This window comes from Achromobacter sp. D7-1, from assembly GCF_059760445.1.
The window spans coordinates 1-24,067 of sequence record NZ_JCBAMT010000008.1; the positions used below are offsets into that span (position 1 = coordinate 1).

The 24,067-nt window shown below is 67.6% G+C and carries 22 protein-coding genes; 14 read left to right on the forward strand and 8 right to left on the reverse strand.

Features of this window, described 5'->3' with window-relative positions; all coding sequences use genetic code 11:
• Positions 1-218: 218 nt before the first annotated feature.
• Complete coding sequence (locus AC6LKD_RS05325; protein WP_013395782.1) at positions 219-1,097, reverse strand: dienelactone hydrolase family protein; 879 nt, start codon at positions 1,095-1,097, stop codon at positions 219-221.
• 63 nt (positions 1,098-1,160) lie between these two features.
• Positions 1,161-4,880 (reverse strand): DUF748 domain-containing protein, encoded by a 3,720-nt coding sequence (locus AC6LKD_RS05330; protein WP_498115458.1) that lies wholly within the window; start codon positions 4,878-4,880, stop codon positions 1,161-1,163.
• Positions 4,881-5,051: 171 nt separating this feature from the next.
• Between AC6LKD_RS05330 and moaC the strand changes: the two genes are divergently transcribed.
• The 5 genes from moaC to AC6LKD_RS05355 are packed head-to-tail and all read left to right on the forward strand — an operon-like array spanning position 5,052 to position 7,996.
• Positions 5,052-5,540, forward strand: coding sequence for a cyclic pyranopterin monophosphate synthase MoaC (gene moaC / locus AC6LKD_RS05335; protein ID WP_041654266.1), 489 nt, complete (start codon positions 5,052-5,054; stop codon positions 5,538-5,540).
• Positions 5,521-5,772, forward strand: coding sequence for a MoaD/ThiS family protein (locus AC6LKD_RS05340; protein WP_013395785.1), 252 nt, complete (start codon positions 5,521-5,523; stop codon positions 5,770-5,772). Before moaC ends, AC6LKD_RS05340 begins: the two co-directional genes overlap by 20 nt.
• 5 nt (positions 5,773-5,777) lie before the next feature.
• A complete protein-coding gene (locus AC6LKD_RS05345) occupies positions 5,778-6,245 on the forward strand; it encodes a molybdenum cofactor biosynthesis protein MoaE (RefSeq protein WP_498115459.1) in 468 nt (155 codons plus the stop codon).
• A gap of 20 nt (positions 6,246-6,265) precedes the next feature.
• Entirely contained in the window at positions 6,266-6,787 is a 522-nt protein-coding gene (gene moaB, locus AC6LKD_RS05350; RefSeq protein WP_498115460.1) for a molybdenum cofactor biosynthesis protein B, read from the forward strand.
• Positions 6,788-6,790: 3 nt separating this feature from the next.
• Positions 6,791-7,996 (forward strand): molybdopterin molybdotransferase MoeA, encoded by a 1,206-nt coding sequence (locus tag AC6LKD_RS05355; protein ID WP_498115461.1) that lies wholly within the window; start codon positions 6,791-6,793, stop codon positions 7,994-7,996.
• On the opposite strand, the gene mobA is transcribed toward AC6LKD_RS05355, so the two are convergent.
• The 3 genes from mobA to AC6LKD_RS05370 form a co-directional block, all read right to left on the reverse strand.
• The gene (mobA, locus tag AC6LKD_RS05360) at positions 7,981-8,529 is read right to left on the reverse strand and encodes a molybdenum cofactor guanylyltransferase MobA (protein WP_498115516.1); all 549 of its coding nucleotides are present in this window, start codon (positions 8,527-8,529) and stop codon (positions 7,981-7,983) included. The genes AC6LKD_RS05355 and mobA overlap by 16 nt on opposite strands.
• 67 nt (positions 8,530-8,596) lie before the next feature.
• Positions 8,597-9,700: a GTP 3',8-cyclase MoaA gene (gene moaA / locus AC6LKD_RS05365; protein ID WP_207465651.1), complete on the reverse strand. Its 1,104-nt coding sequence runs from the start codon at positions 9,698-9,700 to the stop codon at positions 8,597-8,599.
• Between the two features lie 35 nt (positions 9,701-9,735).
• Positions 9,736-10,815 carry a substrate-binding domain-containing protein gene (locus tag AC6LKD_RS05370; RefSeq protein WP_013395791.1) on the reverse strand — a complete coding sequence of 360 codons (1,080 nt, stop codon included), beginning with the start codon at positions 10,813-10,815 and terminating at the stop codon, positions 9,736-9,738.
• Between the two features lie 138 nt (positions 10,816-10,953).
• Between AC6LKD_RS05370 and AC6LKD_RS05375 the strand changes: the two genes are divergently transcribed.
• The 7 genes from AC6LKD_RS05375 to AC6LKD_RS05405 all read left to right on the forward strand — a co-directional run bounded on the left by AC6LKD_RS05375 (position 10,954) and on the right by AC6LKD_RS05405 (position 20,126).
• Positions 10,954-11,511: a formate dehydrogenase subunit gamma gene (locus AC6LKD_RS05375; RefSeq protein WP_498115462.1), complete on the forward strand. Its 558-nt coding sequence runs from the start codon at positions 10,954-10,956 to the stop codon at positions 11,509-11,511.
• The gene (locus AC6LKD_RS05380) at positions 11,508-13,079 is read left to right on the forward strand and encodes a formate dehydrogenase beta subunit (protein WP_013395793.1); all 1,572 of its coding nucleotides are present in this window, start codon (positions 11,508-11,510) and stop codon (positions 13,077-13,079) included. Before AC6LKD_RS05375 ends, AC6LKD_RS05380 begins: the two co-directional genes overlap by 4 nt.
• A 13-nt stretch (positions 13,080-13,092) precedes the next feature.
• A complete protein-coding gene (fdhF, locus tag AC6LKD_RS05385; protein ID WP_498115463.1) occupies positions 13,093-15,969 on the forward strand; it encodes a formate dehydrogenase subunit alpha in 2,877 nt (958 codons plus the stop codon).
• Positions 15,970-15,997: 28 nt separating this feature from the next.
• Positions 15,998-16,819, forward strand: a complete 822-nt coding sequence (gene fdhD, locus AC6LKD_RS05390; RefSeq protein ID WP_498115464.1) for a formate dehydrogenase accessory sulfurtransferase FdhD — start codon at positions 15,998-16,000, stop codon at positions 16,817-16,819.
• 17 nt (positions 16,820-16,836) lie between these two features.
• A complete protein-coding gene (locus AC6LKD_RS05395) occupies positions 16,837-17,094 on the forward strand; it encodes a formate dehydrogenase subunit delta (protein ID WP_013395796.1) in 258 nt (85 codons plus the stop codon).
• Between the two features lie 107 nt (positions 17,095-17,201).
• A complete protein-coding gene (locus AC6LKD_RS05400) occupies positions 17,202-18,869 on the forward strand; it encodes an OFA family MFS transporter (RefSeq protein WP_013395797.1) in 1,668 nt (555 codons plus the stop codon).
• Between the two features lie 138 nt (positions 18,870-19,007).
• Complete coding sequence (locus AC6LKD_RS05405) at positions 19,008-20,126, forward strand: methyltransferase (RefSeq protein ID WP_207465663.1); 1,119 nt, start codon at positions 19,008-19,010, stop codon at positions 20,124-20,126.
• 83 nt (positions 20,127-20,209) lie between these two features.
• Here AC6LKD_RS05405 and AC6LKD_RS05410 read toward each other — a convergent pair whose 3' ends face one another.
• From AC6LKD_RS05410 to AC6LKD_RS05420, 3 genes are read right to left on the reverse strand one after another with little or no spacing between them, the layout of a single operon-like run.
• On the reverse strand, positions 20,210-20,896 hold the full coding sequence (locus AC6LKD_RS05410; protein WP_013395799.1) for a DUF1345 domain-containing protein: 687 nt from the start codon (positions 20,894-20,896) through the stop codon (positions 20,210-20,212).
• Between the two features lie 34 nt (positions 20,897-20,930).
• Positions 20,931-21,455: a chromate transporter gene (locus tag AC6LKD_RS05415; RefSeq protein WP_492274532.1), complete on the reverse strand. Its 525-nt coding sequence runs from the start codon at positions 21,453-21,455 to the stop codon at positions 20,931-20,933.
• Positions 21,452-22,030 (reverse strand): chromate transporter, encoded by a 579-nt coding sequence (locus AC6LKD_RS05420; RefSeq protein WP_498115465.1) that lies wholly within the window; start codon positions 22,028-22,030, stop codon positions 21,452-21,454. Before AC6LKD_RS05420 ends, AC6LKD_RS05415 begins: the two co-directional genes overlap by 4 nt.
• Before the next feature lie 125 nt (positions 22,031-22,155).
• Between AC6LKD_RS05420 and AC6LKD_RS05425 the strand changes: the two genes are divergently transcribed.
• Positions 22,156-23,076 carry a LysR family transcriptional regulator gene (locus AC6LKD_RS05425; RefSeq protein ID WP_013395802.1) on the forward strand — a complete coding sequence of 307 codons (921 nt, stop codon included), beginning with the start codon at positions 22,156-22,158 and terminating at the stop codon, positions 23,074-23,076.
• 46 nt (positions 23,077-23,122) lie between these two features.
• Positions 23,123-23,926: a glutamate racemase gene (gene murI, locus AC6LKD_RS05430; RefSeq protein ID WP_498115466.1), complete on the forward strand. Its 804-nt coding sequence runs from the start codon at positions 23,123-23,125 to the stop codon at positions 23,924-23,926.
• Positions 23,927-24,067: the final 141 nt, after the last annotated feature.

Here is a 24,067-nt window from a genome sequence, read left to right on the forward strand (position 1 = left end):
GCCATAGGCGGTGACGAGGATGACGAAGGGGCAGTCCGGAGCGAACGCTCCGGACCGCAATCGTGGGCGCGAGCCGCCACGCCGCCCGCGACGACGGGCGACCTACGAAAACCTGCGACGAACCCGTATAAATCCACGCAAAGAAAAGAACACTTACATAGATATAAAAACTACCTATGTAGGCCTACATTCCCAACCCGCGTCCAAAGAAACACGTCTCAAAGCCCGTTCTGCTTGAACCAATCCAACATCCGCGTCCAAGCCTGCTCCGCCTCCGCCTTCCGATAAGACGGCCGATAATCCGCATGAAACGCGTGCGGCGCGTCCGGATACACATCGATCCGCGACGCCTTCGCCGCCGCCGGCCCCTGCGCCAGTTCCAGCCGCATCTTGTCCACGTCCGCCATCGAAATCCCGGCGTCCTTGCCGCCATAAGCCCCCAGCACCTTCGCCTTCAGCTCATTCACCTGGCTCAGCACCGACTTGGGCTTCAGGTCCGAAGGCTGCCCGGCCAACTGGCCATACCAGGCCGCGCCGGCCTTGAGCTTCGGGTTGTGGGCGGCGTACAGCCAGACCTGGCGCCCGCCCCAGCAAAAGCCCACGATGCCCAGCCGGTCCGCATTGCCGCCATTGGACGCGGCCCAGGCCGCAGCCGAATCCAGGTCGGACATCACCTGCGCGTCCGGCACCTTGCCGATGATTTCGGCCTGCAGCTTGGGGATCTCGGTGTATTTGGACGGATCGCCCTGGCGCGCGAACAGTTCGGGCGCGACGGCCAAGTAGCCCTGGTGGGCCAGCCGGCGGCACACGTCCTGGATGTACTCGTGCACCCCGAAAATTTCCGACACCACCAGCACCGTCGGCAGGTCCTTCTTGCCCTTGGGCGCCGCCCGGTACGCGGGCATCTTGCCGTCCTTGACCGGAATGTCCACCTTTCCGGCCACGAGACCGTTGGCGTCAGTGGTGATCGCGGTCTGCGCCACGGCCTGCCCGGCCGCCAGCGAAAAACCCGTCGCCACCGTGGTGGCCATGAAACCCCGCCGGTTCAGCCGCAAGGGCGGAAGCAGGCTGTCGAAGTGCGCATCCTGGTCATTCATCAAGAATCTCCTGGCAAAAAGCCGGCAGGGGCGGCTGGGCGCCGCCTCCCAAACCAGCCTGGTTCACTTCAGGGAGAAGTCCACGCGCGAGGGTTGCCCCTCGTCCTTGATGCCATCCGCGTCCAGTTGCGGCGCAACGATGAACACGCGATCCGCGAGTCCTTCCTGGGCTTGCAGCTTCTCATAAACCGCCTGCGCGCGCGCATCGGCCAGTTGGCGCAACTGCTCGTCGCCCACGGGCGCCACGCTGCGCAGCATCTCCTCCATCTGCGCCGCCGGCACGGACTTGGACATGCCGATGAAGTTGCGCGGCTTGTCCTTGATGTCCGTGTCGTCGTAGACCTCTTCCAGGTACTTGGCGCGCTCCGCGCCCGATACCTCGACGCCCGCCGGGTTCGGCTTCTTGCCGCGCGGCGTGACGTCGGCAGCCTTGGCGGCGCGGATCTTGCCGTCCACCCAGGCCTGGCGCAGGCCTTCCATGTCGGTCTTCGGGTCGGCGCGGCCGCTGATGTCCATCTTCAGGGCCGGGCGGTCCGTCAGCGCCTTGATCAGCGTATCGATGCGCTGCTGGCTGTCCTCGGTCAGCGCCGCGCTGCCGGGCGCGAATTCCACATAGGAAAGCTCCTCGCCGCCGCCAAAGGCCGAGGCCAGCAGACTGAAGGGCGAGGTGACGGCCTTGACCACCAGGTTCAGCAGCACGCGCACCACGATGCCGCCCACCGAGAACTCCGGGTCGTCCAACGAACCGGAGATCGGCAGGTTGATGTCGATGTTGCCGCGCGAATCCTTCAGCAGCGCCACGGCCAGCAGCACCGGCAGCTTGGTCGCGTCGGGGCTGTTGGTCTTGTCGCCGAAGGTCAGCTGGTTGAGCACCACATGGTTGGTGGCTTGCAGCGCGCGGTCCTTGATCTTGTATTCCAGGTCCACCGACAGCTTGCCGCGCTTGATCGGGTAGCCCACGTACTTCGCGGAATAGGTGTTGAAGCGCGGCAGGTCCACGCCCTTGGCCGAGGCCTTCAGGTCCAGCGACAGGTACTTGGCGAAAGGCTGCACCACGCCGCTGATCGACAGCGGCGCGGTGGTGTAGACGCGGCCGGTGACCTTGACCTTGGCGGGCTGGGGATTGGTGGACGACACCGCCGTGATCGAGCCTTCGATGCTGGACAGCTCGGCCACGTAGTTGGGCTTGACGAAGCGGTCCGTGAAGGTCATGCGGCCGCGGTTCAGGGTGACGCTATTCACCGAGATATCGGGCATGCCCCCGCCCCCCTTGGCGGCAGGCGCCGCGGGCGGCGGCGCGGCGCTGCGGCCGGGCGTCTGCGTGTCCTGGGTGATGGAGCCGCCGGCCTGGCCTGGGGCCGCCACCAAGTCCATGACGTTCAGGCGGCCTTGCGCATTGAGCAGCACGCGCCCGTAGAAATCCTCCAGCGCGATATCGCCCAGCTTGGCGCCGATCTTGTCGCCCGCCACCGAGATGTCCATGCCGGTAAAGCCCAGGCGCTTCCAGTTCAGGAAGTCGTCCTTGTTGACGCGGTCCTGCAGGTCCACGCCGGTGACTTCGACGCCGCCTTTCCAGTTGACCTTCATTGGCGCCGAACCGGCCGCGGCGGCGAACTCCGCGTTGCCTTTGGCGCCCAGCGTGATGGCGCGCACCGTGGCGTTCAGGCTGGAGGCGGCGTACGGCGCGAACGACGCGACGTTCAGTTCGGACAGGTCCACCGAGGTTTTCACGGTCAGCGGCTGCGGCGTGAATGCGCCCTTGAGATCCAGCTTGCCGTTGCCCTGGATGCCGGCGGCGGCCAGGGTAAAGTTGCTCTGTCCCGGCCCCATGGCCAGGCGGTCGGCGGTCACGCGCAAGCTTTGCAGCGCAATGTCCACGGCGGGCTTGAGAGATTCGTCGCGGGCCTTGAACTGCGTCAGGTCGGCCTGCACGGCGCTGGCGGACGCATCCACCGCGCCGTTCTTTTCCTGCACATGGACCTGCGCGCTGGCAGCCAGGCGGCCGTCCAGCAATGCGATCGGCGCCGCGTTGCGCACGGCCGGCGCCAGGGGCGCCAACGCGATGTTGCCCAGGCGCACGCCCAGTTCCAGCGACAGCGGCTTGAGGACCAGCGGCCCTTTGGCGCGCAGCCAGCCGCCGTCGGTGCTGTTATCCATGGTCAGCCACAGATTGATGGGCTGGCCCGGCACCTGCGGCAGGGCCACGCCCTCGACCGTCGCGGCCAGGCCGGTCATCACGTAGTCCAGCTTGCTGACGGCGTCGGTGACGTAGACCTCTCCTTCGTGCAGGTTGAAGGCGTCCAGTTCGACCTTCCATTCCGCAGGCGCAGGCGCCGGCTGGGGAGCTGCGGAGTCAGCGGTGGCAGGCTCTGCGGGAGTCGTGGCGGACGGAGTGGCGGGAGCGCTGGCCGCCGTGGTAGCGCTAGCGGCGGCAGGCGCGTCGGATGGCGTCGCGGCAGGCGCGGAGGCTGCCGCGGGCGCGCCCGCGGATGCAGCCGGCACGGCCGGGGACGTAGGGGCGGAAGGCGCACCCTTCGTCGCGGCAGTTGCCGGAGCGGCGCCCTTGACGGCGGATCCCGGCGTTGCCGTCGCGGCCGGCGTGGCCTTGGCCGTGGCGGCGCCCGGACCTGCCTTGTCTCCCGCCTTGGCGGGATCCAGGCCGCTGGCTTTGCGCAGCTTGTCGGCCACCGGCGTGGCGGTCGGCTCGACGCCGCCCAGCCGCTTCAGCCCGGCAACCACGTCCAGCCAGTTCAGATTTTCATTGGCGTAGCGGCGCACATGGATCTGCGGCGCCCACAGCCCCACCTCGCCCACATAGGCATGGCGCGCGATGGGCTCCAGTTCCAGGCGCGTGACGGTCAGCGCGCTCCAGGCGGCCAGGTTCGCGCCCGTGGTGTCGCGCAGGTCCAGGCGGCGCAAGCCCAGGTCGCCAACCACGCGGATCTTGGGCGGCGCGTCCTTGGGCTGCTCGAACACCACTTGCAGGTTCGAATCCAGCAGCGCGCTCTCTACCTTGAACGGCAGCGGCATGGGCCAGACGTCCGCCCACTTTTCCAACTGCAGGCCATTGAAGGCCACGCGCAGCGTGGACGAGGGCACCTTGTCGAAGGGGCGCGCCACACCGTTCAAATCGAAGGGGCTGCCGTTGATGCGCAAGTGCACGCGCGGCTGCACGTCGATGTCGGTGGCGTAGCCGAAAGTGGAAATGAACGGCACGCCCACACCCACTTCATCGACCACCTGCTTGCGGCCGGTGACCTTGTCGTCCAGCGTGATCGAGCCGTTCTCGATCACCATGTTGTTCAGCGAAAAACGCGGCAGCCCTTCGTCCGGCTTGGCCGGTTCCTCGGGCTGGGCGGCCGTCAATTCGGCCACTCGTTGCTGAATATCAGAGAAATTGAAGCGCGTGACGTCCTCGCGGACGATGGCGATGTTAGGCTCGCGCAGCGTCATTCGATCGACTACCGGCGCAAACCAGAACAGGGAAGTCCAGGCCGCGCTGACGTCCAGCTCGGCCAGCGTCAAGAGCGGCGTCTGCGAATCGGGCTGGGCCACGGCCAGATCGCGCGCCCGGACGGTCAGCGTGAAGGGATTGAAGCTGATGTCGCCGACGGAGACGTCCCGCCCGATCATCTTGGAGACGTCCTGCACCAGGACGTTGTGCAGCACTTTGGGGACTTGCCAGGCGGCAACCCCGAAAAGGATAAGTACGAATGCCGCGATACCCAGAAGAATCTTGCCGACCCGGCGGGTGAACCGAAGCTTGGGCATCCGCAAGGGCATTGCGCGTCTCCTGATACGAATTGAAGGGCGAGCGTTTCCGTCCTTCTAATGACTACAGGCGCGATTATCGCGCCCCCTGCACTGCTCGTCTATCATAGGCGTATCGATGGGCCGATCCGGCCAGCCGGGACCGCCCTTTTCAATCATTAACAATTATCGCTCCCGATTCCCATGTCCACGCCCACCCCAACTTTGAGCCACCTGGATGAAGCCGGACAGGTCCGCATGGTCGACGTGATCGCCAAGACGGACACCGAGCGCGTGGCGATCGCCACCGCCAGCGTGCGCATGAACGCCATCGCCTACGGCCTCCTGACCCAGCCGGGCCAAGGCAAGGGCGAGGTCCTCAACACCGCCCGCGTCGCCGCCATCCTGGCCGCCAAGCGCTGCGCCGACACCATCCCGCTGTGCCACAGCCTGCCGCTGGCCTTCGTCGGCGTCGAGTTTTCGCTGGACGACGCGGAGCATCGCATCGACGTGCTGGCCACCTGCCGCACCAGCTACAAGACCGGCGTGGAAATGGAAGCCATGATGGCCTGCAGCGTTGCCGCGCTGACCATCTACGACATGTGCAAGGCTGCCGACAAAGGCATCGTCATCGAGCAAGTTCGCCTTAAGTACAAGGCAGGAGGAAAAAGCGGTGAATGGCGCAACGATTAATCTTCTTTACTTCGCGCGCGTCGCCGAACTGGTTGGCAAGCGCTCCGAAGCCTGGCCCCTGGAGGCCGAGTCCACCGGCGCGCAGCTGCTTGCCGCGCTGGGCGAACGCTACCCCCAGCTGGCGCCCTCCGCGCGCCTGAAGCTGGCCATCAACCAGACCCACGCCAAGCCGTCCGCGCCCATCCGCGCGGGCGACGAGGTCGCGGTATTCGAACCCGTCACCGGAGGTTGAACGCCATGATCAGCGTCCAGGAAGCCGATTTCGACGGCGCCGCGCTCACGGCCGCGCTGCGGGAGAGCGCCGGCCCGGGCGTGGGCGGCATCGTCACCTTCGTGGGCTATGTGCGCGACTACGCGCCCGACACGCCCACCGACACGCTCTTTCTCGAACACTACCCGGGCATGTGCGAACGCGAACTCGAAGAAATCGCCGCGACTGCCCGCGCGCGCTGGAACCTGGACGGCACGGTCATCGTGCACCGGGTCGGCGCGCTGCACCGCAACGCCCAGATCGTCTTCGTGGCGGCCGCCAGCGCCCACCGCGGCGACGCCTTCCGCGGTTGCGAATACATCATCGACGCGCTCAAGACCCGCGCGCCCTTCTGGAAGCGCGAAACCCTCGCGGGCGGCAACAGCTTCTGGGTGGAGCAACGCCAATCCGACCAGGACCGCACGCAGTCCTGGGATGAAGACACCACCGTCTAGAAGATAGAAGAGGAGAATCCATGAGCGACGAAAGCCTTGTTTCGCTGGCCTGCGCCGTGCTGACGGTCAGCGACACCCGCAGCGCGGGCGACGACACCTCCGGCAACCTGCTGGCCCACAGCCTGGCTCATGCTGGCCATCAGTGCGTGCGCCGCGACCTGGTCAAGGACGACATCTATCAGATCCGCCGCGTCATCAGCGACTGGATCGCCGATCCCGAGGTGCAGGTGATCCTGACCACGGGCGGCACGGGCTTCTCGCATCGCGACCATACGCCCGAGGCCATCATGCCCCTGCTGGACCGCGAGATCCCCGGCTTCGGCGAACTGTTCCGCCAGATCTCCTACACCGAGATCGGCAGCTCCACCATCCAGTCGCGCGCCTTTGCCGGCTCGGCCAACCAGACGCTGATCTTCTGCCTGCCCGGGTCCAACAATGCCTGCGAAACCGCCTGGTCGCAGATCATCCGCGAACAGCTGGACAGCAGCCACCGCCCCTGCAATTTCGCCACCCATTTCAAGCAACGCGAAGAAGACAACTGACCCATGCTGGATTTTGATCAAGCCCAGACCCTGCTGGCCAATGCCGCGGGTCCGCTGCAACGCAGCGAAGAGGTGAGCCTGGCCGATACCGCCGGCCGCGTGCTGGCCGCCGACCTCAACGCCACCGTGGACATCCCGCCCGCCGACAACAGCGCCATGGACGGCTACGCCCTGCGCGTGGCGGATTGGGGCGCCGGCGTGCGCCTGCCCATCCAGCAGCGCTGCTATGCCGGCGAAATGCCCGAGCCGCTCAAACCCGGCCACGCCATCCGCCTGTTCACTGGCAGCCTGATCCCGGAAGGCGCGGATACGGTCGTCATGCAGGAAGACACTACCGAAGCCGACGGCCAGGTGGAAATCTCGCGCGCGCCCAAGCCCGGCCAGCACATCCGCCGCCGCGGCGAAGACACCATGGCCGGCGCGCCGTTGCTGGCCGCGGGCACCGTGCTGGAAGCGGCTCACGTGGCGTTGCTAGCCTCGCAAGGCCTGGCCCGCGTGCGGGTCGTCGGCCAGTTGCGCGTGGGCATCCTGACCACCGGCGACGAGCTGGTGCTGCCCGGCCAGCCACGCGCGGCCGAACAGATCTACAACTCCAACGGCCCCATGCTGGCCGCGCTGGCGCGCGGCATGGGCGCCCTGCCGGTGCACGTGCTGCACGCCCGCGACACCGAGGCCGACCTGCAGGCCGCCTTCAAGACGCTGCTGGCCGATTGCGACCTGGTGGTTAGCGTGGGCGGCGTGTCGGTGGGCGAACGCGATCTGGTCAAGCCCGCGTTGGCCTCGCTGGGCGGCGAACTCGCGCTCTGGAAGGTGCGCATGAAGCCGGGCAAGCCGGTGGCCCTGGCGCAGATCGACGGCAAGCCCGTGGTCGGACTGCCCGGCAATCCCGTGTCGGCCTACGCCGTGTTCACCCTGCTGGTGACGCCGCTGATGCGCCGCATGCAGGGCCGCGACACGCTGTTCCCGCCGACCAGCCAGCTGCCGCTGCGCACCGAGCATCCGCGCCAGGACAGCCGCGAGGAATTCCTGCGCGTGCAGCGCCGCCTGGCCGACGACGGCAGCGCCGAACTGGTGCCTTACGGCCACCAGGGTTCGGGCGTGATCAGTTCGCTGCCCTGGGCCACGGGCCTGGCCCGCCTGCCGGCCGACGTGCCAGTGCAGGACCAGGATCGGGTCGCCTACTACGACCTGCGTCACTGGCTGGCGTAGCGCTCGGCCTGCGCCAGTTCCTCTGGCGTGTTGACGTTCATGAAGGCCTCGGGCGCGCCGTCGAAGCAGGCTTCGACCGCGCCCGCCCTCGCCTGCCACAGCCCCACCTTGCGGTCGCCGGCTCGCAGGTACGCCAGCAGATTGGGCAATAGCGAGGTGCGCAGGGCCATGCAGGCCGAATGCCGCTGCCCGCCGGCCATCGCATAAGCCATCGGCGCCTTGGCGGACTCGGCCGCGCCGACCAGGCGCACGGCCAGGTCTTGGGGCAGGAACGGCGTGTCGCAAGGCACCACCACCAGCCATGCGTCTTCCCGCGCCGCGGCCAGGCCCGCGGCGATACCCAGCAATGGTCCTTGCCAGGCGCCCAGTTCGGCTTCACCGTCCCGCAGCACCTCGCCGTACCGGGCATAAAGGTCCTCGTGGCGGTTGGCACTGATGATCAGGCGCGACACTTGCGGCGCCAGGCGGCGCGCGACGTGCGCCACCATGGGCTCGCCGCGCAGGGCCACCAGGCCCTTGTCCTGTCCGTTCATGCGCGTGCCCTGGCCGCCGGCCAGGATCAAGCCGGCGATTCCTGCGGGTGCGATCGCGGGCGAGGCTTCAGCCACCGATGTAGCTCATCTCGATCTTGCGCGCCGGATCGGCCATGTTGCGGCCGCGCAGCTCGGAGTAATGGTCGTTGCGGCCCGCCCAGATGCCCGCGATGATGCCAGCAAGTTCGGCATCGCTGGCGCCGTCGCGCAGCGGGGCGCGCAGGTCGTAGCCGTCGTGCGCGAACAGGCACAGGAAGAGCTTGCCTTCCGGTGACAGGCGCGCGCGCGTACAGCCGCCGCAGAAGGCGTGGGTGACGCTGGAGATGACGCCGATCTCGCCGCCGCCGTCCAGGTAACGCCAACGTTCGGCCACGCGGCCCATTTCGCCACTGGCCACCGGCTCCAGCGGGTAGGCCGCGCCGATGCGGTCCAGCACTTCCTGGCTGGGCACCACCTCGGCCAGATTCCAGCCGTTGGTGTTGCCCACGTCCATGTATTCGATGAAACGCAGGATGTGGCCGGAATGGCGGAAGCGTTCGGCCATGGGCAGGATCTGGCCGTCGTTCAGGCCGCGCCGCACCACCATGTTGACCTTGACCGGCGCCAGCCCGGCCTCGGCCGCGGCGTCGACGCCGCGCAGCACGTCATCGGGCGTGAAGCCGCTGTCGCTCATGCCCTGGAACATGGCCGGATCCAGCGCGTCCAGGCTGACGGTCACGCGCGTGAGTCCGGCGCTCTTGAGCGCGGCGGCCTTGCGCGCCAGCATGCTGCCGTTGGTGGTCAGGGTCAGGTCCAGCGGACGGCCCGCAGGCGTGCGCAGTTCCGCCAGTTGGCCCACCAGGTTCTCGATGTGCTTGCGCAGCAGCGGTTCGCCGCCGGTCAGGCGGATCTTTTCCACACCCAGCTGCGTGAAGATGCCGGCCAGGCGGCTGATTTCCTCGAACGACAACAACGCCGCATGCGGCATGAAGGTGTAGCTGCTGTCGAAGACTTCGCGCGGCATGCAGTAGGTGCAACGGAAGTTGCAGCGGTCCGTGACCGAGATCCGCAGATCGCGCAGGGGACGCGTGCGCGCGTCCAGCGCCGGCTGTCCGTGCGGCGGCAGTTCGCCGGGCACGGCAGGGGCCAGCGGACCGGTCCGGCGATCGGCGAGGAAAATCACTTTGCTCATGGGGACATCATATCCCGGCGCATCGCGTTCCGCGCTCATGGAAAAGCCTCCTGCAAGGACTGCAGCCGGCCCGTATCCTGGGCGTCATATCCCGCCAGCTGGCTGACGTAGCCGACGTAGTCGGGACTGCGCATGATGGACAGCAGGTCGCGCATGGCCGGCGTTTCCAGCGAGGACTTGCGGATGGCGAAGAAGTAGCGCTCACGCACCAGCGGGATGAAGTCCAGGCCGAAGCGGCAGGCGGCCGTCTCCACCCCCACGCCCGTGTCGGCCATGCCGCTGGCGATATGCGCGGCGATGGCCATGTGGGTGAATTCATTGGTTTCGTAGCCCTGGACCTCGCTGATCGAGACCCCCGCCCGCTGCAACATTAGTCCCACCAGGTAACGGGTGCTGGAGCCGATCTGGCGGTTGACGAAGCGCACGTCGGGCCGCGCCAGGTCCGCCATGCCGCGTATCTGCTTGGGATTGCCGGCGGTGACGAACAGGCCGGCATTGCGCACCGCCAGATGGATCAGCATGTATTCGTCCGCGTGCAGCCATTGTGCGTAGCGTTCCATGATGGGCGCTTCGAAATCGCCCAGCGGCACCTGGAAGCCCGCCAGGTCGCACTCGTGCCGCTCCAGCGAGGCCAGCGCCTCGATGGCGGTGCGGTAGCGCAGTTCCAGGCCCGGCTTGCGGTTGCCCATGTGCTGCATCAGCGATTCCACCGCGAAACCGTGGCTGGCGTGCAGCCGCAGGTGCGGGCCGCTTTCGGGCAGCAGGCGCTCCAGCTCTTCCTGCAGCTCCGACGCCATGCTGTCCAGCGTTGGCATCAGGCGCGCCTCGATGCGGCGGTTGGCCCACAGCAGGCGCTGCGCGAAAGGCGCCAGCTGCGTGCCCTGGCGGCGGTTGGTGATGAGCAATTGCGTGCCGAAAATGGCCTCGAAACGACGCAGCACGCCCCAGGCGTGCCGGTACGACAGGCCACAGGCGCGACAGGCGCCGGCGATGTTGCCGGTGGCGTCGATCGCCGACAGCAGCGCCAGCATGTCCTGCAGCGGTACGGGCGCCGGGTCGTCGTCTCCGCCCAGGCTCCATTGCGGCCGCAAGCCGATACGGAACTTATATGTCATTTATTTCTTATTGAAGACGGTGAATTACCCCGCTAGAGTACACAAATAATGCGGCTGGAAGGGTTTTTATATGCTTTTAAAAACATATAACCCAACAAAATCCAGCCCGACCCTACAGCAACACAGGAGGAGACCGACGTGCATCAGCGCGAGGCAACATCCGATCTGGCGTCCAGCGGCGGCGCCCGCGGCGGCCAGATGGCCCTGGACGCGGCCCAAGCGTCCCCCACCCCGGCCATCGCGGCCACCGCCCGCATACTCGCCCGGTTGAAGGACCAGCCCGGCCCGCTGCTCCCTGTGCTGCATGCGGTCCAGCATGAACTGGGCTGTATTCCGGCCCCGGCGGTGCAGACCATCGCCGAGGCCCTGAACCTGTCCCGCGCCGAGGTCCACGGCGTCATCACCTTCTATCCCCATTTCCGCAGCGAACCCGCGGCGAGCCATACCCTGGAGGTCTGCCGCGCCGAAGCCTGTCAGGCCATGGGCGGCGAACATCTTGCCGCGCATGCGCGCACGGCGCTGGGCTGTGATTTCCACGCCAACAGCAAGAACGGCGATTTCACCCTGGAGCCGGTGTACTGCCTGGGCCTGTGCGCCCAGTCGCCGGCGGTGATGATCGACGGCCGGCCTCATGCCCGCGTCACGCCGGAAAAGCTGGACCGTCTGCTGGCCCGCACGCTGGAGGACCGGTCATGAGCGCTCCTATCGTCATCTACGTGCCGCGTGACGCCGCGGCATTGGCCATGGACGCGGACACGGTCGCGCGCGACATCGAACGCGCCGCCGACGCCCGCGGCCTGTCGGTGCAGATCGTGCGCAACGGCTCGCGCGGCCTGCTGTGGCTGGAACCTCTGGTCGAAATCGCCACGCCGCAAGGCCGCATCGCCTACGGGCCGGTGCAGCCCGAGGACGTGGCCGCGCTGTTCGACGCGGACTGGCTGGCCGGCGGCGAGCACCCGCTGCGCCTGGGCCTGACCGAAGAAATCCCCTACCTGAAGCAGCAGGAACGCCTGACCTTCGCCCGCGTCGGCGTGACCGACCCGCTGTCGCTGCAGGACTATGCCGCCCATGGCGGCCTGCAGGGCCTGCAACGCGCCCTGACGATGGAGCCGGGGCAGATCGTCGATGAAATGGTGGCCTCGGGCCTGCGCGGCCGCGGCGGCGCGGCGTTTCCGACCGGCATCAAATGGAAGACGGTGGCCGGCACTCCCGGCGACCAGAAGTACATCGTCTGCAACGCCGACGAAGGCGACTCCGGCACCTTCGCTGATCGCCTGCTGATGGAAGGCGACCCCTATGTGCTGATCGAAGGCATGACCATCGCCGGCCTGGCGGTGGGCGCGACCTACGGCTACATCTACGTGCGCTCCGAATATCCGCAAGCCATCGACACCCTGGAAGCCGCCATCGCGCGGGCGCGCAGCGTGGGCTGGCTGGGCGACGACGTGCACGGCAGCGGCCGCCGCTTCGACCTGGAAGTGCGCAAGGGCGCGGGCGCCTACATCTGCGGCGAGGAAACCTCGCTGCTGGAAAGCCTCGAGGGCAAGCGCGGCGTGGTCCGCGCCAAACCGCCGCTGCCGGCGATTTCGGGCCTGTTCGGCAAGCCCACCGTGATCAACAACGTGATTTCGCTGGCGACCGTGCCCATCATCCTGGCCAAGGGCGCGGCCTACTACCGCGACTACGGCGTGGGCCGCTCGCACGGCACGCTGCCGTTCCAGCTGGCCGGCAATCTCAAGCACGGCGGCCTGGTCGAGAAAGCCTTCGGCCTGAGCCTGCGCGACCTGTTGTACGGCTTTGGCGGCGGCAGCGCCTCCGGCCGCCCGCTGCGCGCGGTGCAGGTGGGCGGCCCGCTGGGCGCCTATCTGCCGGAATCGCAATGGGATGTGCCGCTGGACTACGAGGCCTACATCCAGATCTCCGCCATGGTCGGCCACGGCGGGCTGGTGGCCTTCGACGACAGCGTCGACATGGCGCGCATGGCGCGCTACGCGATGGAGTTCTGTGCCATCGAGTCCTGTGGCAAATGCACGCCTTGCCGCATCGGCTCCACGCGCGGCGTGGAAACCATAGACAAGATCGTCGCGGGCGGCCCTGGCCGCGAACAGCAGGTGCATCTGCTGCGCGACCTGTGCGACACGATGCTGGGCGGATCGCTGTGCGCGCTGGGGGGCATGGCGCCCTACCCGGTGCTGTCCGCGCTGAACCACTTCCCGCAGGACTTCGGCATCGAGTCCTCCCAGTCTGCCGCGCACGCGGCCTGAACCCGAGACCGACATGCTAGAAACCGTCATCAAGCGCGATCGCGACCTGGGCACGCCGGCGCGCGAGTCCGCCGTAACCGTCACTCTGACCATAGACGGCCAGGAAATCACGGTGCCCGAGGGCACTTCGCTGATGCGCGCGGCCGCCGAGGCCGGCATCAACATCCCCAAGCTGTGCGCGACCGACAGCCTGGAACCCTTCGGCTCGTGCCGCCTGTGCCTGGTGCAGATCGAAGGCCGCCGCGGCTACCCCGCGTCGTGCACCACCCCGGCCGAGAACGGCATGGTGGTCTACACCGAGACCCCCAAGCTGCACGACCTGCGGCGCGGCGTGATGGAGCTGTACATCTCCGACCACCCGCTGGACTGCCTGACCTGCCCGGCCAACGGCGACTGCGAACTGCAGGACATGGCCGGCGTGGTGGGCCTGCGCAACGTGCGCTACGGCTACGACGGCGCCAACCACCTGAAGAGCGAAAAGGACGAGTCCAATCCGTACTTCACCTATGACGCGTCCAAGTGCATTGTCTGCAACCGCTGCGTGCGCGCCTGCGAGGAAACCCAGGGCACCTTCGCCCTGACGATCTCCGGCAAGGGCTTCGAATCGCGCGTGTCGCCGGGGCAGGACCAGCCCTTCCTGGACAGCGAATGCGTGTCCTGCGGCGCCTGCGTGCAAGCCTGTCCGACCTCCACCCTGCAGGAAAAGACCGTCATCATGATGGGCCAGGCCGAACACTCGGTCGTGACCACCTGCGCATACTGCGGCGTGGGCTGCGGCTTCAAGGCCGAAATGAAGGGCCAGGAAGTGGTGCGCATGGTGCCCTGGAAGGATGGCCAGGCCAACCGCGGCCACTCCTGCGTCAAGGGCCGCTTCGCCTGGGGCTACGCCACGCACAAGGAACGCGTGCTCAAGCCCATGATCCGCAAGCACATCACCGATTCCTGGAAGGAAGTGTCCTGGGACGAGGCGATCAACTACGCGGCCTCCGAATTCCGCCGCATCCAGGACCAGTACGGCCGCGACGCGGTCGGCGGCATCACCTCGTCGCGCTGCACCAACGAAGAGACCTGGCTGGTGCAGAAGCTGGTGCGCGCGGCCTTCGGCACCAACAACGTCGACACCTGCGCACGGGTGTGCCATTCGCCCACAGGTTATGGCCTGAAGCAGACGCTGGGCGAATCCGCCGGCACACAGACCTTCGATTCCGTCATGCACACCGATGTGGTGATCGTGATGGGCGCCAACCCCAGCAGCGGCCATCCGGTGTTCGCCTCGCGCCTGAAGCGCCGCCTGCGCCAGGGCGCGCGCCTGATCGTGATCGATCCGCGCCGCATCGAACTGGTGAGTTCGCCGCACATCAAGGCCGACTTCCATCTGCAGGTGCGCCCCGGCACCAACACCGCGCTGCTGTCCTCGCTGGCGCACGTGATCGCCACCGAAAACCTCATCGCCGAGGACTTCGTGGCCGAGCGCTGCGAAGCCAAGGCCTTCAAGGAATGGCGCGACTTCGTCTCGCTGTCGGAAAACTCGCCGGAAGCCATGGAAGAGATCACCGGCGTGCCGGCGCAGGCCGTGCGCGGCGCGGCGCGCCTGTACGCCACCGGCGGCAACGGCTCCATCTACTACGGCCTGGGCGTAACCGAACACAGCCAGGGCTCCACCACCGTCATGGCCATCGCCAACCTGGCCATGGCCACCGGCAACGTCGGCCGCGAAGGCGTGGGCGTGAACCCGCTGCGCGGGCAGAACAACGTGCAGGGCTCTTGCGACATGGGCTCGTTCCCGCACGAGCTGCCGGGCTACCGCCACATCTCCGACAACACGGTGCGCGCGCAGTTCGAACAGGACTGGGGCGTGACCCTGCAGCCCGAACCCGGCCTGCGCATCCCCAACATGTTCGAGGCCGCGCTGGGCGGGACCTTCAAGGGCCTGTACTGCCAGGGCGAAGACATCGTGCAGTCGGACCCCAACACGCAGCACGTCGCAGCCTCGCTGGCCGCCATGGAATGCATCGTGGTGCAGGACCTGTTCCTCAATGAAACAGCCAAGTACGCCCACGTGTTCCTGCCCGGCTCCTCGTTCCTGGAAAAGGACGGCACCTTCACCAACGCCGAGCGCCGCATCTCGCGCGTGCGCAAGGTGATGGAACCCAAGAACGGCAAGTCCGACTGGGAAGTGACGGTGGCGCTGTCCAATGCGCTGGGCTATCCCATGGACTACAAGCATCCGCGCGAGATCATGGACGAGATCGCGCGCCTGACGCCCACGTTCTCCGGCGTCAGCTACGAAAAGCTGGACAAGCTGGGCAGCCTGCAATGGCCCTGCAACGACGAGGCGCCCGACGGCACGCCCATCATGCACATCGACGAGTTCGTGCGCGGCAAGGGCAAGTTCATGATCACCAAGTACGTGCCCACGGACGAGCGCAGCACGCGCCGCTTCCCGCTGCTGCTGACCACCGGCCGCATCCTGTCGCAATACAACGTGGGCGCGCAGACCCGGCGCACCCCCAACGTCATGTGGCATGGCGAAGACGTGCTGGAACTGCATCCGCAGGACGCCGAGGACCGCGGCGTGAAGGACGGCGACTGGGTCGGCATCCAGAGCCGCGCGGGCGAAACCGTGCTGCGGGCCACGCTGACCGACCGGGTGCAGCCAGGCGTGGTATACACCACCTTCCATTTCCCCGAGTCCGGCGCCAACGTCGTCACCACAGACAGTTCCGACTGGGCCACCAACTGCCCCGAATACAAGGTGACGGCCGTGCAGGTCACGCGCGTGTCCCAGCCTTCGGAATGGCAGCGCCAGTGGTCGCGCTTTGCGGATATCCAGCAAAAGCTGCTGCGCGAGCGTTCACGCGAAAACGAGGCGGCGCTGACCGGGAAATAACCGCCAGCCCAAACCGCCAGGACGCGCCATGCCCACGCCACCGCCTTCCCGCCCCGACTGCACGCAGGTTCAGGTCACCCGCGTGCGGGGCGGCGCCCTGGTCCCCGAGGTCGAAACCGACTACGTGGCCGAGGAAACGCCGGTGGCGCTGGAGTTCAACGGCATCAGCCACGCCACCATGCTGGCCACGCCGGCCGATCTGGAGGACTTCGCGGTGGGCTTCGCGCTGTCCGAAGGCATCATCGACGGCGTCAGCGACGTGCGCGGCATCGACCTGCTGCCGCAATGCGACGGCATCGTGATCCAGCTGGAAATCTCCAGCGCCTGTGAAGTGCGCCTGAAGTCGCGCCGGCGTGCCATGGCCGGGCGCACCGGTTGCGGCCTGTGCGGCGTGGAAACACTGCCCGAGGTGCTGCGGCCGGTAGCGCCTGTCACCAATGGCGCGCCAGTGCGCATCCAGGCGGTGCTGGCGGCCATGCGCGACATGCGGGCCCGCCAGGCCCTGCACGACCTTACCGGTGCGACCCATGCCGCCGGCTGGGCCGGCGCCGACGGCGCCGTGGCGCTGGTGCGCGAAGACGTCGGCCGGCACAACGCGCTGGACAAGCTGGTCGGCGCCCTGGCGCGCCAGGCCATGCATGCCGGCGACGGCATCATCGTGGTGTCCAGCCGCGCCAGCTTCGAAATGGTGCAGAAAACCGCCGCCGCCGGCGTCGCCGTGCTGGCGTCCGTCTCCGCGCCCACCGCGCTCGCCATCCGCCTGGCCCATGACGCCAACGTCAGCCTGCTGGGCTTTCTACGCGGCGAAGACGCCACCTTGTACACCCATCCCCTACGCATCATCTCCTGAACCGGACCTACGCAAGCATGGAAATCGGCAACCTGATCCGCATGGCCAACCGCATCGGCCAATTCTTCGAGGCCATGCCCGACCGGCAGGAAGCGCTGGAAGGCGTGGCCAACCATATCCACAAATTCTGGGAGCCGCGCATGCGCAACGAGCTCCTGAACTTTCTCGAACAAAACCCGGACGGCGATGCCGGCGGGGAACGGCTGCATCCGCTGGTGCTGGAAGCAGTCACGCAGAACCGTCAGCGCCTGACGCCGCTGGCCCGCGTGGCCTAGCGCAGCGGCGCGACGCAAGACAACAAGAGCATCACAAAAGAAGGCGGCGGGACCGGCCGGATGCCGGACCACGCACGCCAACGAGCGGCCCCCAAAGAGGAGACAACATGCAAAGCACTGCCACGCTGGACCTGCCCGGTTCGAAGCCGGGATTTTTCGACAAGGAACGCACCATCGCCGGCCCGGGCTTCTCGCGCTGGCTGGTGCCCCCGGCCGCCCTGGCCATCCACCTGTGCATCGGCATGGCCTACGGGTTCTCGGTGTTCTGGCTGCCGCTGTCCAAGGTGGTGGGTGGCGCCAAGCCGCTGGCCTGCCCCGCGGACATGAGCCTCGTCGCCGAGCTGTTCGCCACCAACTGCGACTGGAAAATCTCGACCATGGGGTGGATGTACACCCTGTTCTTCGTGCTGCTGGGCTGCTCGGCCGCGCTGTGGGGCGGCTGGCTGGAACGCGCCGGCCCGCGCAAGGCGGGCGTGGTGTCGGCCCTGTGCTGGTGCGGCGGCCTGGTCATCTCGGCCATCGGCGTGTACTTGCACCAGATGTGGATGCTGTGGCTGGGGTCGGGCGTCATCGGCGGCATCGGCCTGGGCCTGGGCTATATCTCGCCCGTGAGCACGCTGATCAAGTGGTTCCCCGACCGCCGCGGCATGGCCACGGGCATGGCCATCATGGGCTTTGGCGGCGGCGCCATGATAGGCGCGCCGCTGGCCGACCTGCTGATGCGCCACTTCGCCACGCCCGATTCGCCCGGCGTCTGGCAGACCTTCCTGACCATGGCCGCGGTGTATTTCGTCTTCATGATGTCGGGCGCGCTGGGCTACCGCGTGCCGCCTACCGGCTGGAAGCCCGAAGGCTGGACCGCGCCGGCCAAGCATGCCGGCAACGCCATGATCACCAAGGGCCACGTGCACGTGCAGCGCGTCTGGGGCGTGCCGCAGTTCTGGCTGGTGTGGTGGGCGCTGTGCCTGAACGTCACCGCGGGCATCGGCATCCTGGGCATGGCCTCGCCGCTGCTGCAGGAAGTGTTCGGCGGCGGCCTGATCAACCAGCCTGAGCTGGGCTACACGCAGCTGGACAAGAGCCAGTTGGCGGCCATCGCCGCCATCGCCGCCGGCTTCACCGGCCTGCTCAGCCTGTTCAACATCGGTGGCCGCTTCTTCTGGGCCAGCCTGTCCGACAAGCTGGGCCGCAAGACTACTTACTTCGTGTTCTTCGTGCTGGGCTTCGCGCTGTATTCGGCCATTCCCTGGACCGCGCATATCGGCGCGCTGGCCCTGTTCGTGGCCGCCTTCTGCATCATCCTGTCCATGTACGGCGGCGGCTTCTCCACCGTGCCGGCCTATCTGGCGGACCTGTTCGGCACGCAGATGGTGGGCGCCATCCATGGCCGGCTGCTGACGGCCTGGTCGGCGGCGGGCATTTTCGGGCCGGTGCTGGTGAACTACATCCGCGAATACCAGTTGTCCATCGGCGTGCCGCGCGCCCAGGTGTACGACATCACCATGTATATCCTGGCGGGCATGCTGGTGCTGGGCTTCCTGTGCAACCTGGCGATCCGGCCGGTGAACGCCAAGTACTTCATGAGCGACGAAGAACTGGCGCGCGAAAAGGCGCTGGCCCACGAACGCGCGGTCGCCACCGAAACGCATGGGGTCGGCGCATCCACGTTCCGCACGCCGGCGGCGCTGGTGGTATTCGCCTGGGCCTGCGTGGGCATCCCGCTGGCCTGGGGCATCTGGATCACCCTGCAGAAGGCGGTGGTGCTGTTCCACTAAGGCCGGCAACGGCAGGCGCGGCAGGCCACGCCTGCCGCGGCGGGGCGTGAAGCTGCTACATTGGCAGCCCGCGCCCCTTCTTTTTGCTTTCTCCATGACCACCCTGCCCCGCGCGCCCCGCCTTGCTGGAGCGACACGTTGACCGTCCCTGAAATCCGCTGGGAAGAAAACCAGACCCCCCATTCCGCCCGCTGGCGCTCCGAATCCGGCGCCGCGCCGCCCAAGCGCGTGGTGGTCGCGGACGACACCATGACGGCGGACATGGCCTACCGCCAGGCCTGCGAAGGCGTCGGCCTGCTGTGGCGCGGCGATTTCCAGAATGCGCGGCAACTACTGCAGGCCATGACGCGGCGGGTCGACAAGCGCCCCCGCAAGCCCGTGGACACCCTGCTGGACGCCTTCAACCAGCACCGCCAGATCCAGTCGCAACGCGCCCGCATCCTGGGCATGCTGCTGATTCCGTTCGACGCCGGCCACGGCATTCCGCTGCGCCGCGCGCCCGACGCGCAACTGGCCTGCGAGGAAGCCCACGGTCCGGCCGCCGAGCCCTATGTCGCGTCGCTGCGCGAGCTGCTGGGCCTGATCGGCGCCTTCGAATGGCGCAAGAAAGGCGTGGAAATCCCCGCGCTGAACGCCCGCATCCATCCGCACTACGGCGTGTTTTCGCCGCTGCGCGGCGAGTACGTCGATCTGGTGGCGCGCACCCCGATGCCGCGCGGCAGCGTGGCCTTCGACATCGGCACCGGCACCGGCGTGCTGGCCGCCGTGATCGCACGCCGCGGCGGCAAGCGCGTCATCGCCACCGACACGGATCCCCGCGCCCTGGCCTGCGCCCGCGAAAACCTGGAGCGGCTGGGCCTGTCCAAGCAGGTCGACGTCGAAGAAACGGACCTGTTCCCCGAGGGACGGGTATCGCTGATCGTCTGCAACCCACCCTGGCTGCCGGCTCGCCCCAGCTCGCCCGTCGAGCATGCGGTCTACGATCCCGACAGCCGCATGCTGCGCGGCTTCCTGAATGGACTGGCGGCCCATCTGACGCCCAACGGCGAAGGCTGGCTGATTCTGTCGGACCTGGCCGAACACCTGGGCCTGCGCAGCCGCGAAGCGCTGCTGGAAATGATCAGCCAGGCCGGCCTGCAGGTCATCGAGCGCATCGACACGCGGCCCACGCATGGCCGCGCGCAAGATGCGAGCGACCCGCTGCACGCGGCGCGCTCGAAGGAAGTCACGTCCTTGTGGCGCCTGGGCGCCGCCTGAGGCTGCACGGCCTTACACGGCCCGATCCGGCATAGCCTGGCCCGGATATGGCTTCGGGCCAGCCACGGCCCAGGGGCGCGCCGTCAGGCCCGCCCCGCCGCCACGTTCACGCTGATGGCGATGATGAAGACGTTGAAGAAAAACGCGATGACACTATGCGTCAGCGCGGTGCGGCGCAAGCGCCGGTTCACGATCTGCACGTCCGATACCTGGAACGTCATGCCCAGCACCAGTGCGAAATAGGCGAAGTCCCAGTAGTCAGGATCTTCCGTACCCGGGAAATCCAGTCCCTTGTGCATGGCGTTGCGATGGCCGTAATAGCCATGCGCGTAGTGCAGCGCGAAGATCATGTTCATGTAGAGCCACGACAGGATGATGGTCGCGGCGGCGGCCAGCATGGCCAGTACGCTGCCCGCGCCGCTCTCGCCCCGCAACTCGACCCACAACGCCATCATCACCATGCAGGACAGCGCCACGCTGCTCCACAGCACGCCCGTGCGTCCGACATCCTGCTGCTGCGCGTGCTGGCGCATGGCCGCAGAACTGGTCCGGCCGAACACCCGCGCCGTCATCAGCAGGAACACCAGCGCCCCTGCGTCGAATCCCAGCAACAGCGCCAGGACCCACGGTACGCCCAGGGCGTAGAGCGCGCCCGCCGTGAGCAGCAGCAAGCCGGCGCACCCGACCAGACGCCGATGCGCGTGGAAGAACGGCAAGGCAGCGCCGGAAGCAGCGTCGTCCTCGGGATCGAAATCCTTGAGCGGCGGCATGCGGCGCTCCTTTAGACGTGAACAGGCCCTAACGCTAACCGATGCCGAGCAAACCGACCAGTGCGCCGCCGAACAGCAGCCATAGCGGATGGATGCGGGTGACGCTGCCCAGCAGCGCGACCACGGCGGTAATCACGCCCAGCAGCCAGGTATGCACCGAGGCTTCAGTGATGAGCGCCGCGCTGGCGGCCACCAGCCCCACGGTCATGGGGAAGATGCCGGCCTGGATCACCCCGCGCCAGGGGCGGTCCTTGAAGCGCTCCCAGAGCCCCAGGGCAATCACGGTGATGATGGACGATGGGCCGAACTTGGCGATGGTGGTGACCAGCATGCCCAGACCGCCAGCCACATGCCAGCCTACCAGCGTGACCACCATCAGGTTGGGGCCCGGAGCGGCCTGCCCCAGGGCGAACAGCGCGGAAAAGTCCGCTGCCGTCATCCAGCCATGCACATCCACCACCTGGCGCTGCATCTCGGGCAGGATGGTGTTGCCGCCGCCGAATGCCAGCACGGACAGCTCGGAAAAGATCAGGGCCAGGGCAATCAGGGTATGGATCATCGACGTTGCCTCCAGACCATCAGGATGCTCAGCGGCGTCAGCACCGCCATGGTCGGCAACAGCGGAATGCGCAACACGGCGATGGCGATGAAGCAGACCGTGGCCACCACGCCGGCCAGCCAGTCGCGGCGCTTGATCACCGGCAGCCCGATCTTCACGGCCATCGAGATCAGCAGGCCCGCGGCGGCCGCGGCCAGCCCGGCGAACAGGTGCTGGATGTGCGGATCGTTCTGGAAGCGGTCATACACCATGCCCAGCAGCACCACGATGGCGGACGGCGCAAGGATCAAGCCCATCAACGCCGCGAAGGCCCCGCGCGGGCCGCGGAACTTCATGCCCAGCGCCACCGACAGGTTGATGATGTTGCCGCCGGGCAGGAACTGGCACAGGCCCAGCAGATCGGTGAACTCGGCGCCGCTGAGCCAGCGGTGCTTTTCGACGACCATGCGGCGCGCCAGCGGCAGGGCGCCGCCAAAGGCCGTCAGGCCGAGCATGAGGAATCCGTAGAACAGTTGCCCGCAAGTGGGCGCGGGCCGGAGATCGGCCTCGGGGATGGAAGGTGCTGCGTTCATCATTTTTTTATGCCGGCGCCGGACAAGGGGCGCGGGGTGGAACAGGGGAAGACGACGAGATTGCAGCCTACTCTTCGCCCAGGATAATGTCTAATATATGACTATCTATATATTCATATCGGCTGAATATGGCATCCGTAGACTTGAGGCTGTTGCGCTACTTCCTGGCCGTGGCCGAGGAATCCCACCTGACCAAGGCCGCGGCGCGGCTGGGCATACGCCAGCCGCCGCTCAGCCAGCAGATCCGCGTGCTGGAGCAGGAGCTGGGCGTGACGCTGTTCCACCGCCTGCCGCGCGGCATGGAGCTGACCGAAAGCGGCCGCGCGCTGCTGGACGACGCGCGCAACATCGTGGCCCTGGTGGACCAGGCCGTCGAAGGCGTGCGCCGCGTATCGCTGGGCGAGGCCGGACGCCTGACCGTGGGCTTCACCGGGTCGGCGGCCTTCCACCCCTTCGTGCCGTCCGTCATCCGGCGTTTCCGCGAGGCCGCGCCCAATGTGCGGCTGGTGCTGGAGGAAAGCAGCACCGGGGAGCTGATGGAGGCCGTGGGCGCGGGCCGCGTGGACGTGGCGTTCATCCGCGGCCCCTATGGGCTGGGTCCCGGCGTGGTGGTGGAGACGGTGCTGGAGGAACCGATGCTGGCCGCGTTTCCCGCCGATCACCCGGCCGTCAAGGGCCGGTCGCGCAAGCGCATCGCGCTATCCGAACTGGCCGACGAATCCCTGATTCTCTACCGCCGCCACAGCGGGCCAGGGCTGTATGACGCCATCATCGCCGCCTGCGGCGCCGCCGGCTTCAGCCCCCGTGTGGCCCAGGAAGCGCCGCGCATGCTGTCTACCCTGAGCCTGGTGGCGGCGGGCCTGGGCGTGTCGCTGGTGCCGGCGTCGCTGCGCCGCGTGAACATCGAAGGCGTGGTCTACGTCAACCTGACCCAGCCCGCGGAGCTGCGCGCGCCGCTCAACCTGATCTGGCGCGACGAATCGCTGTCGGGCGCGACCCGCAAGCTGATCGACGAGGCTCGCCGGCAGCGGGAGGAATCGCTGGCCTGAGCACGCGGCGCTACACTGCCCCGCACCCGCACTCTGCATTGCAGCCATGTTTTCAGAATCCCCCATAGGCATCTACGATTCCGGCGTCGGCGGACTGAGCGTGCTGCGCGCCATCCGCGACGCGCTGCCCCACGAATACCTGCTGTACGTGGCCGACTCGGCCCACGTGCCCTACGGCGAAAAGACCCAGGACTACGTCGAGCAGCGCGCCAGCACCATCGCCGACTACTTCGTGTCGCGCCACGCCAAGGCCATGGTGGTGGCCTGCAACACCGCGACCGCCGCCGCCATCGCCCAATTGCGTCTGCGTCATCCGGAACTGATCATCATCGGCGTGGAACCTGCCATCAAGCCCGCAGCGCACCTGACCGCGAGCGGCGTGGTCGGCGTGTTCGCCACCACCGGCACTCTGGCCAGCCCCAAGTTCGCCGCGCTGATCCGGCGCGAAGCCCCCGAAATCCGCATCCTGTTCAGGCCCTGCCCCGAATGGGTGCGGCTGGTTGAACAAGGCGTGCTCAGCGGCCCCGAGGCCGAGGCCGCGGTGCGCGCTCCCGTGGCGGAGCTGCGCGAAGCCGGCGCCGATGTGCTGGTGCTGGGCTGCACCCACTTTCCTTTCCTGCGCGACGCGATCCAGGCGGCTGCCGGCCCCGGCGTGCCGCTGCTGGAAACCGGTGCGCCCGTGGCGCGCTGGCTGCGTCACCAGCTCCAGGAACGCGGCCTGCTGCGCGCCGACGGCCCGGGCGACCTGCGTCTGGAGACCAGCGGCTCGGCCGAGGCGCTGAGCGCGCTGGCCCCACGCCTGCTCGGACAAGCGCCCGCCGCACATACTTTGGAGCCGCGCTGGCGTTGATGACGCGTCGACCGCGCGCCCAGCGGACCCCGATTGCGCGCTGATTGCGCCCGGTTTGATCCCGCGCATGTCGCGCTTGTCCGATTCGGCGAATAATTCGGATACAGTGGACTACAACGCCGCCCGCGGCGCGCACAAGGA

Excerpts from the sequence above, each read along its gene's own strand:
- AC6LKD_RS05325 (WP_013395782.1), bottom strand. The coding sequence starts at position 1,097 with ATGAATGACCAGGATGCGCACTTCGACAGCCTGCTTCCGCCCTTGCGG.
- AC6LKD_RS05330 (WP_498115458.1), bottom strand. The coding sequence starts at position 4,880 with ATGCCCTTGCGGATGCCCAAGCTTCGGTTCACCCGCCGGGTCGGCAAG.
- moaC (WP_041654266.1), top strand. The coding sequence starts at position 5,052 with ATGTCCACGCCCACCCCAACTTTGAGCCACCTGGATGAAGCCGGACAG.
- AC6LKD_RS05345 (WP_498115459.1), top strand. The coding sequence starts at position 5,778 with ATGATCAGCGTCCAGGAAGCCGATTTCGACGGCGCCGCGCTCACGGCC.
- moaB (WP_498115460.1), top strand. The coding sequence starts at position 6,266 with ATGAGCGACGAAAGCCTTGTTTCGCTGGCCTGCGCCGTGCTGACGGTC.
- AC6LKD_RS05355 (WP_498115461.1), top strand. The coding sequence starts at position 6,791 with ATGCTGGATTTTGATCAAGCCCAGACCCTGCTGGCCAATGCCGCGGGT.
- mobA (WP_498115516.1), bottom strand. The coding sequence starts at position 8,529 with ATGAACGGACAGGACAAGGGCCTGGTGGCCCTGCGCGGCGAGCCCATG.
- moaA (WP_207465651.1), bottom strand. The coding sequence starts at position 9,700 with ATGAGCAAAGTGATTTTCCTCGCCGATCGCCGGACCGGTCCGCTGGCC.
- AC6LKD_RS05370 (WP_013395791.1), bottom strand. The coding sequence starts at position 10,815 with ATGACATATAAGTTCCGTATCGGCTTGCGGCCGCAATGGAGCCTGGGC.
- AC6LKD_RS05380 (WP_013395793.1), top strand. The coding sequence starts at position 11,508 with ATGAGCGCTCCTATCGTCATCTACGTGCCGCGTGACGCCGCGGCATTG.
- fdhF (WP_498115463.1), top strand. The coding sequence starts at position 13,093 with ATGCTAGAAACCGTCATCAAGCGCGATCGCGACCTGGGCACGCCGGCG.
- fdhD (WP_498115464.1), top strand. The coding sequence starts at position 15,998 with ATGCCCACGCCACCGCCTTCCCGCCCCGACTGCACGCAGGTTCAGGTC.
- AC6LKD_RS05395 (WP_013395796.1), top strand. The coding sequence starts at position 16,837 with ATGGAAATCGGCAACCTGATCCGCATGGCCAACCGCATCGGCCAATTC.
- AC6LKD_RS05400 (WP_013395797.1), top strand. The coding sequence starts at position 17,202 with ATGCAAAGCACTGCCACGCTGGACCTGCCCGGTTCGAAGCCGGGATTT.
- AC6LKD_RS05410 (WP_013395799.1), bottom strand. The coding sequence starts at position 20,896 with ATGCCGCCGCTCAAGGATTTCGATCCCGAGGACGACGCTGCTTCCGGC.
- AC6LKD_RS05415 (WP_492274532.1), bottom strand. The coding sequence starts at position 21,455 with ATGATCCATACCCTGATTGCCCTGGCCCTGATCTTTTCCGAGCTGTCC.
- AC6LKD_RS05420 (WP_498115465.1), bottom strand. The coding sequence starts at position 22,030 with ATGATGAACGCAGCACCTTCCATCCCCGAGGCCGATCTCCGGCCCGCG.
- AC6LKD_RS05425 (WP_013395802.1), top strand. The coding sequence starts at position 22,156 with ATGGCATCCGTAGACTTGAGGCTGTTGCGCTACTTCCTGGCCGTGGCC.
- murI (WP_498115466.1), top strand. The coding sequence starts at position 23,123 with ATGTTTTCAGAATCCCCCATAGGCATCTACGATTCCGGCGTCGGCGGA.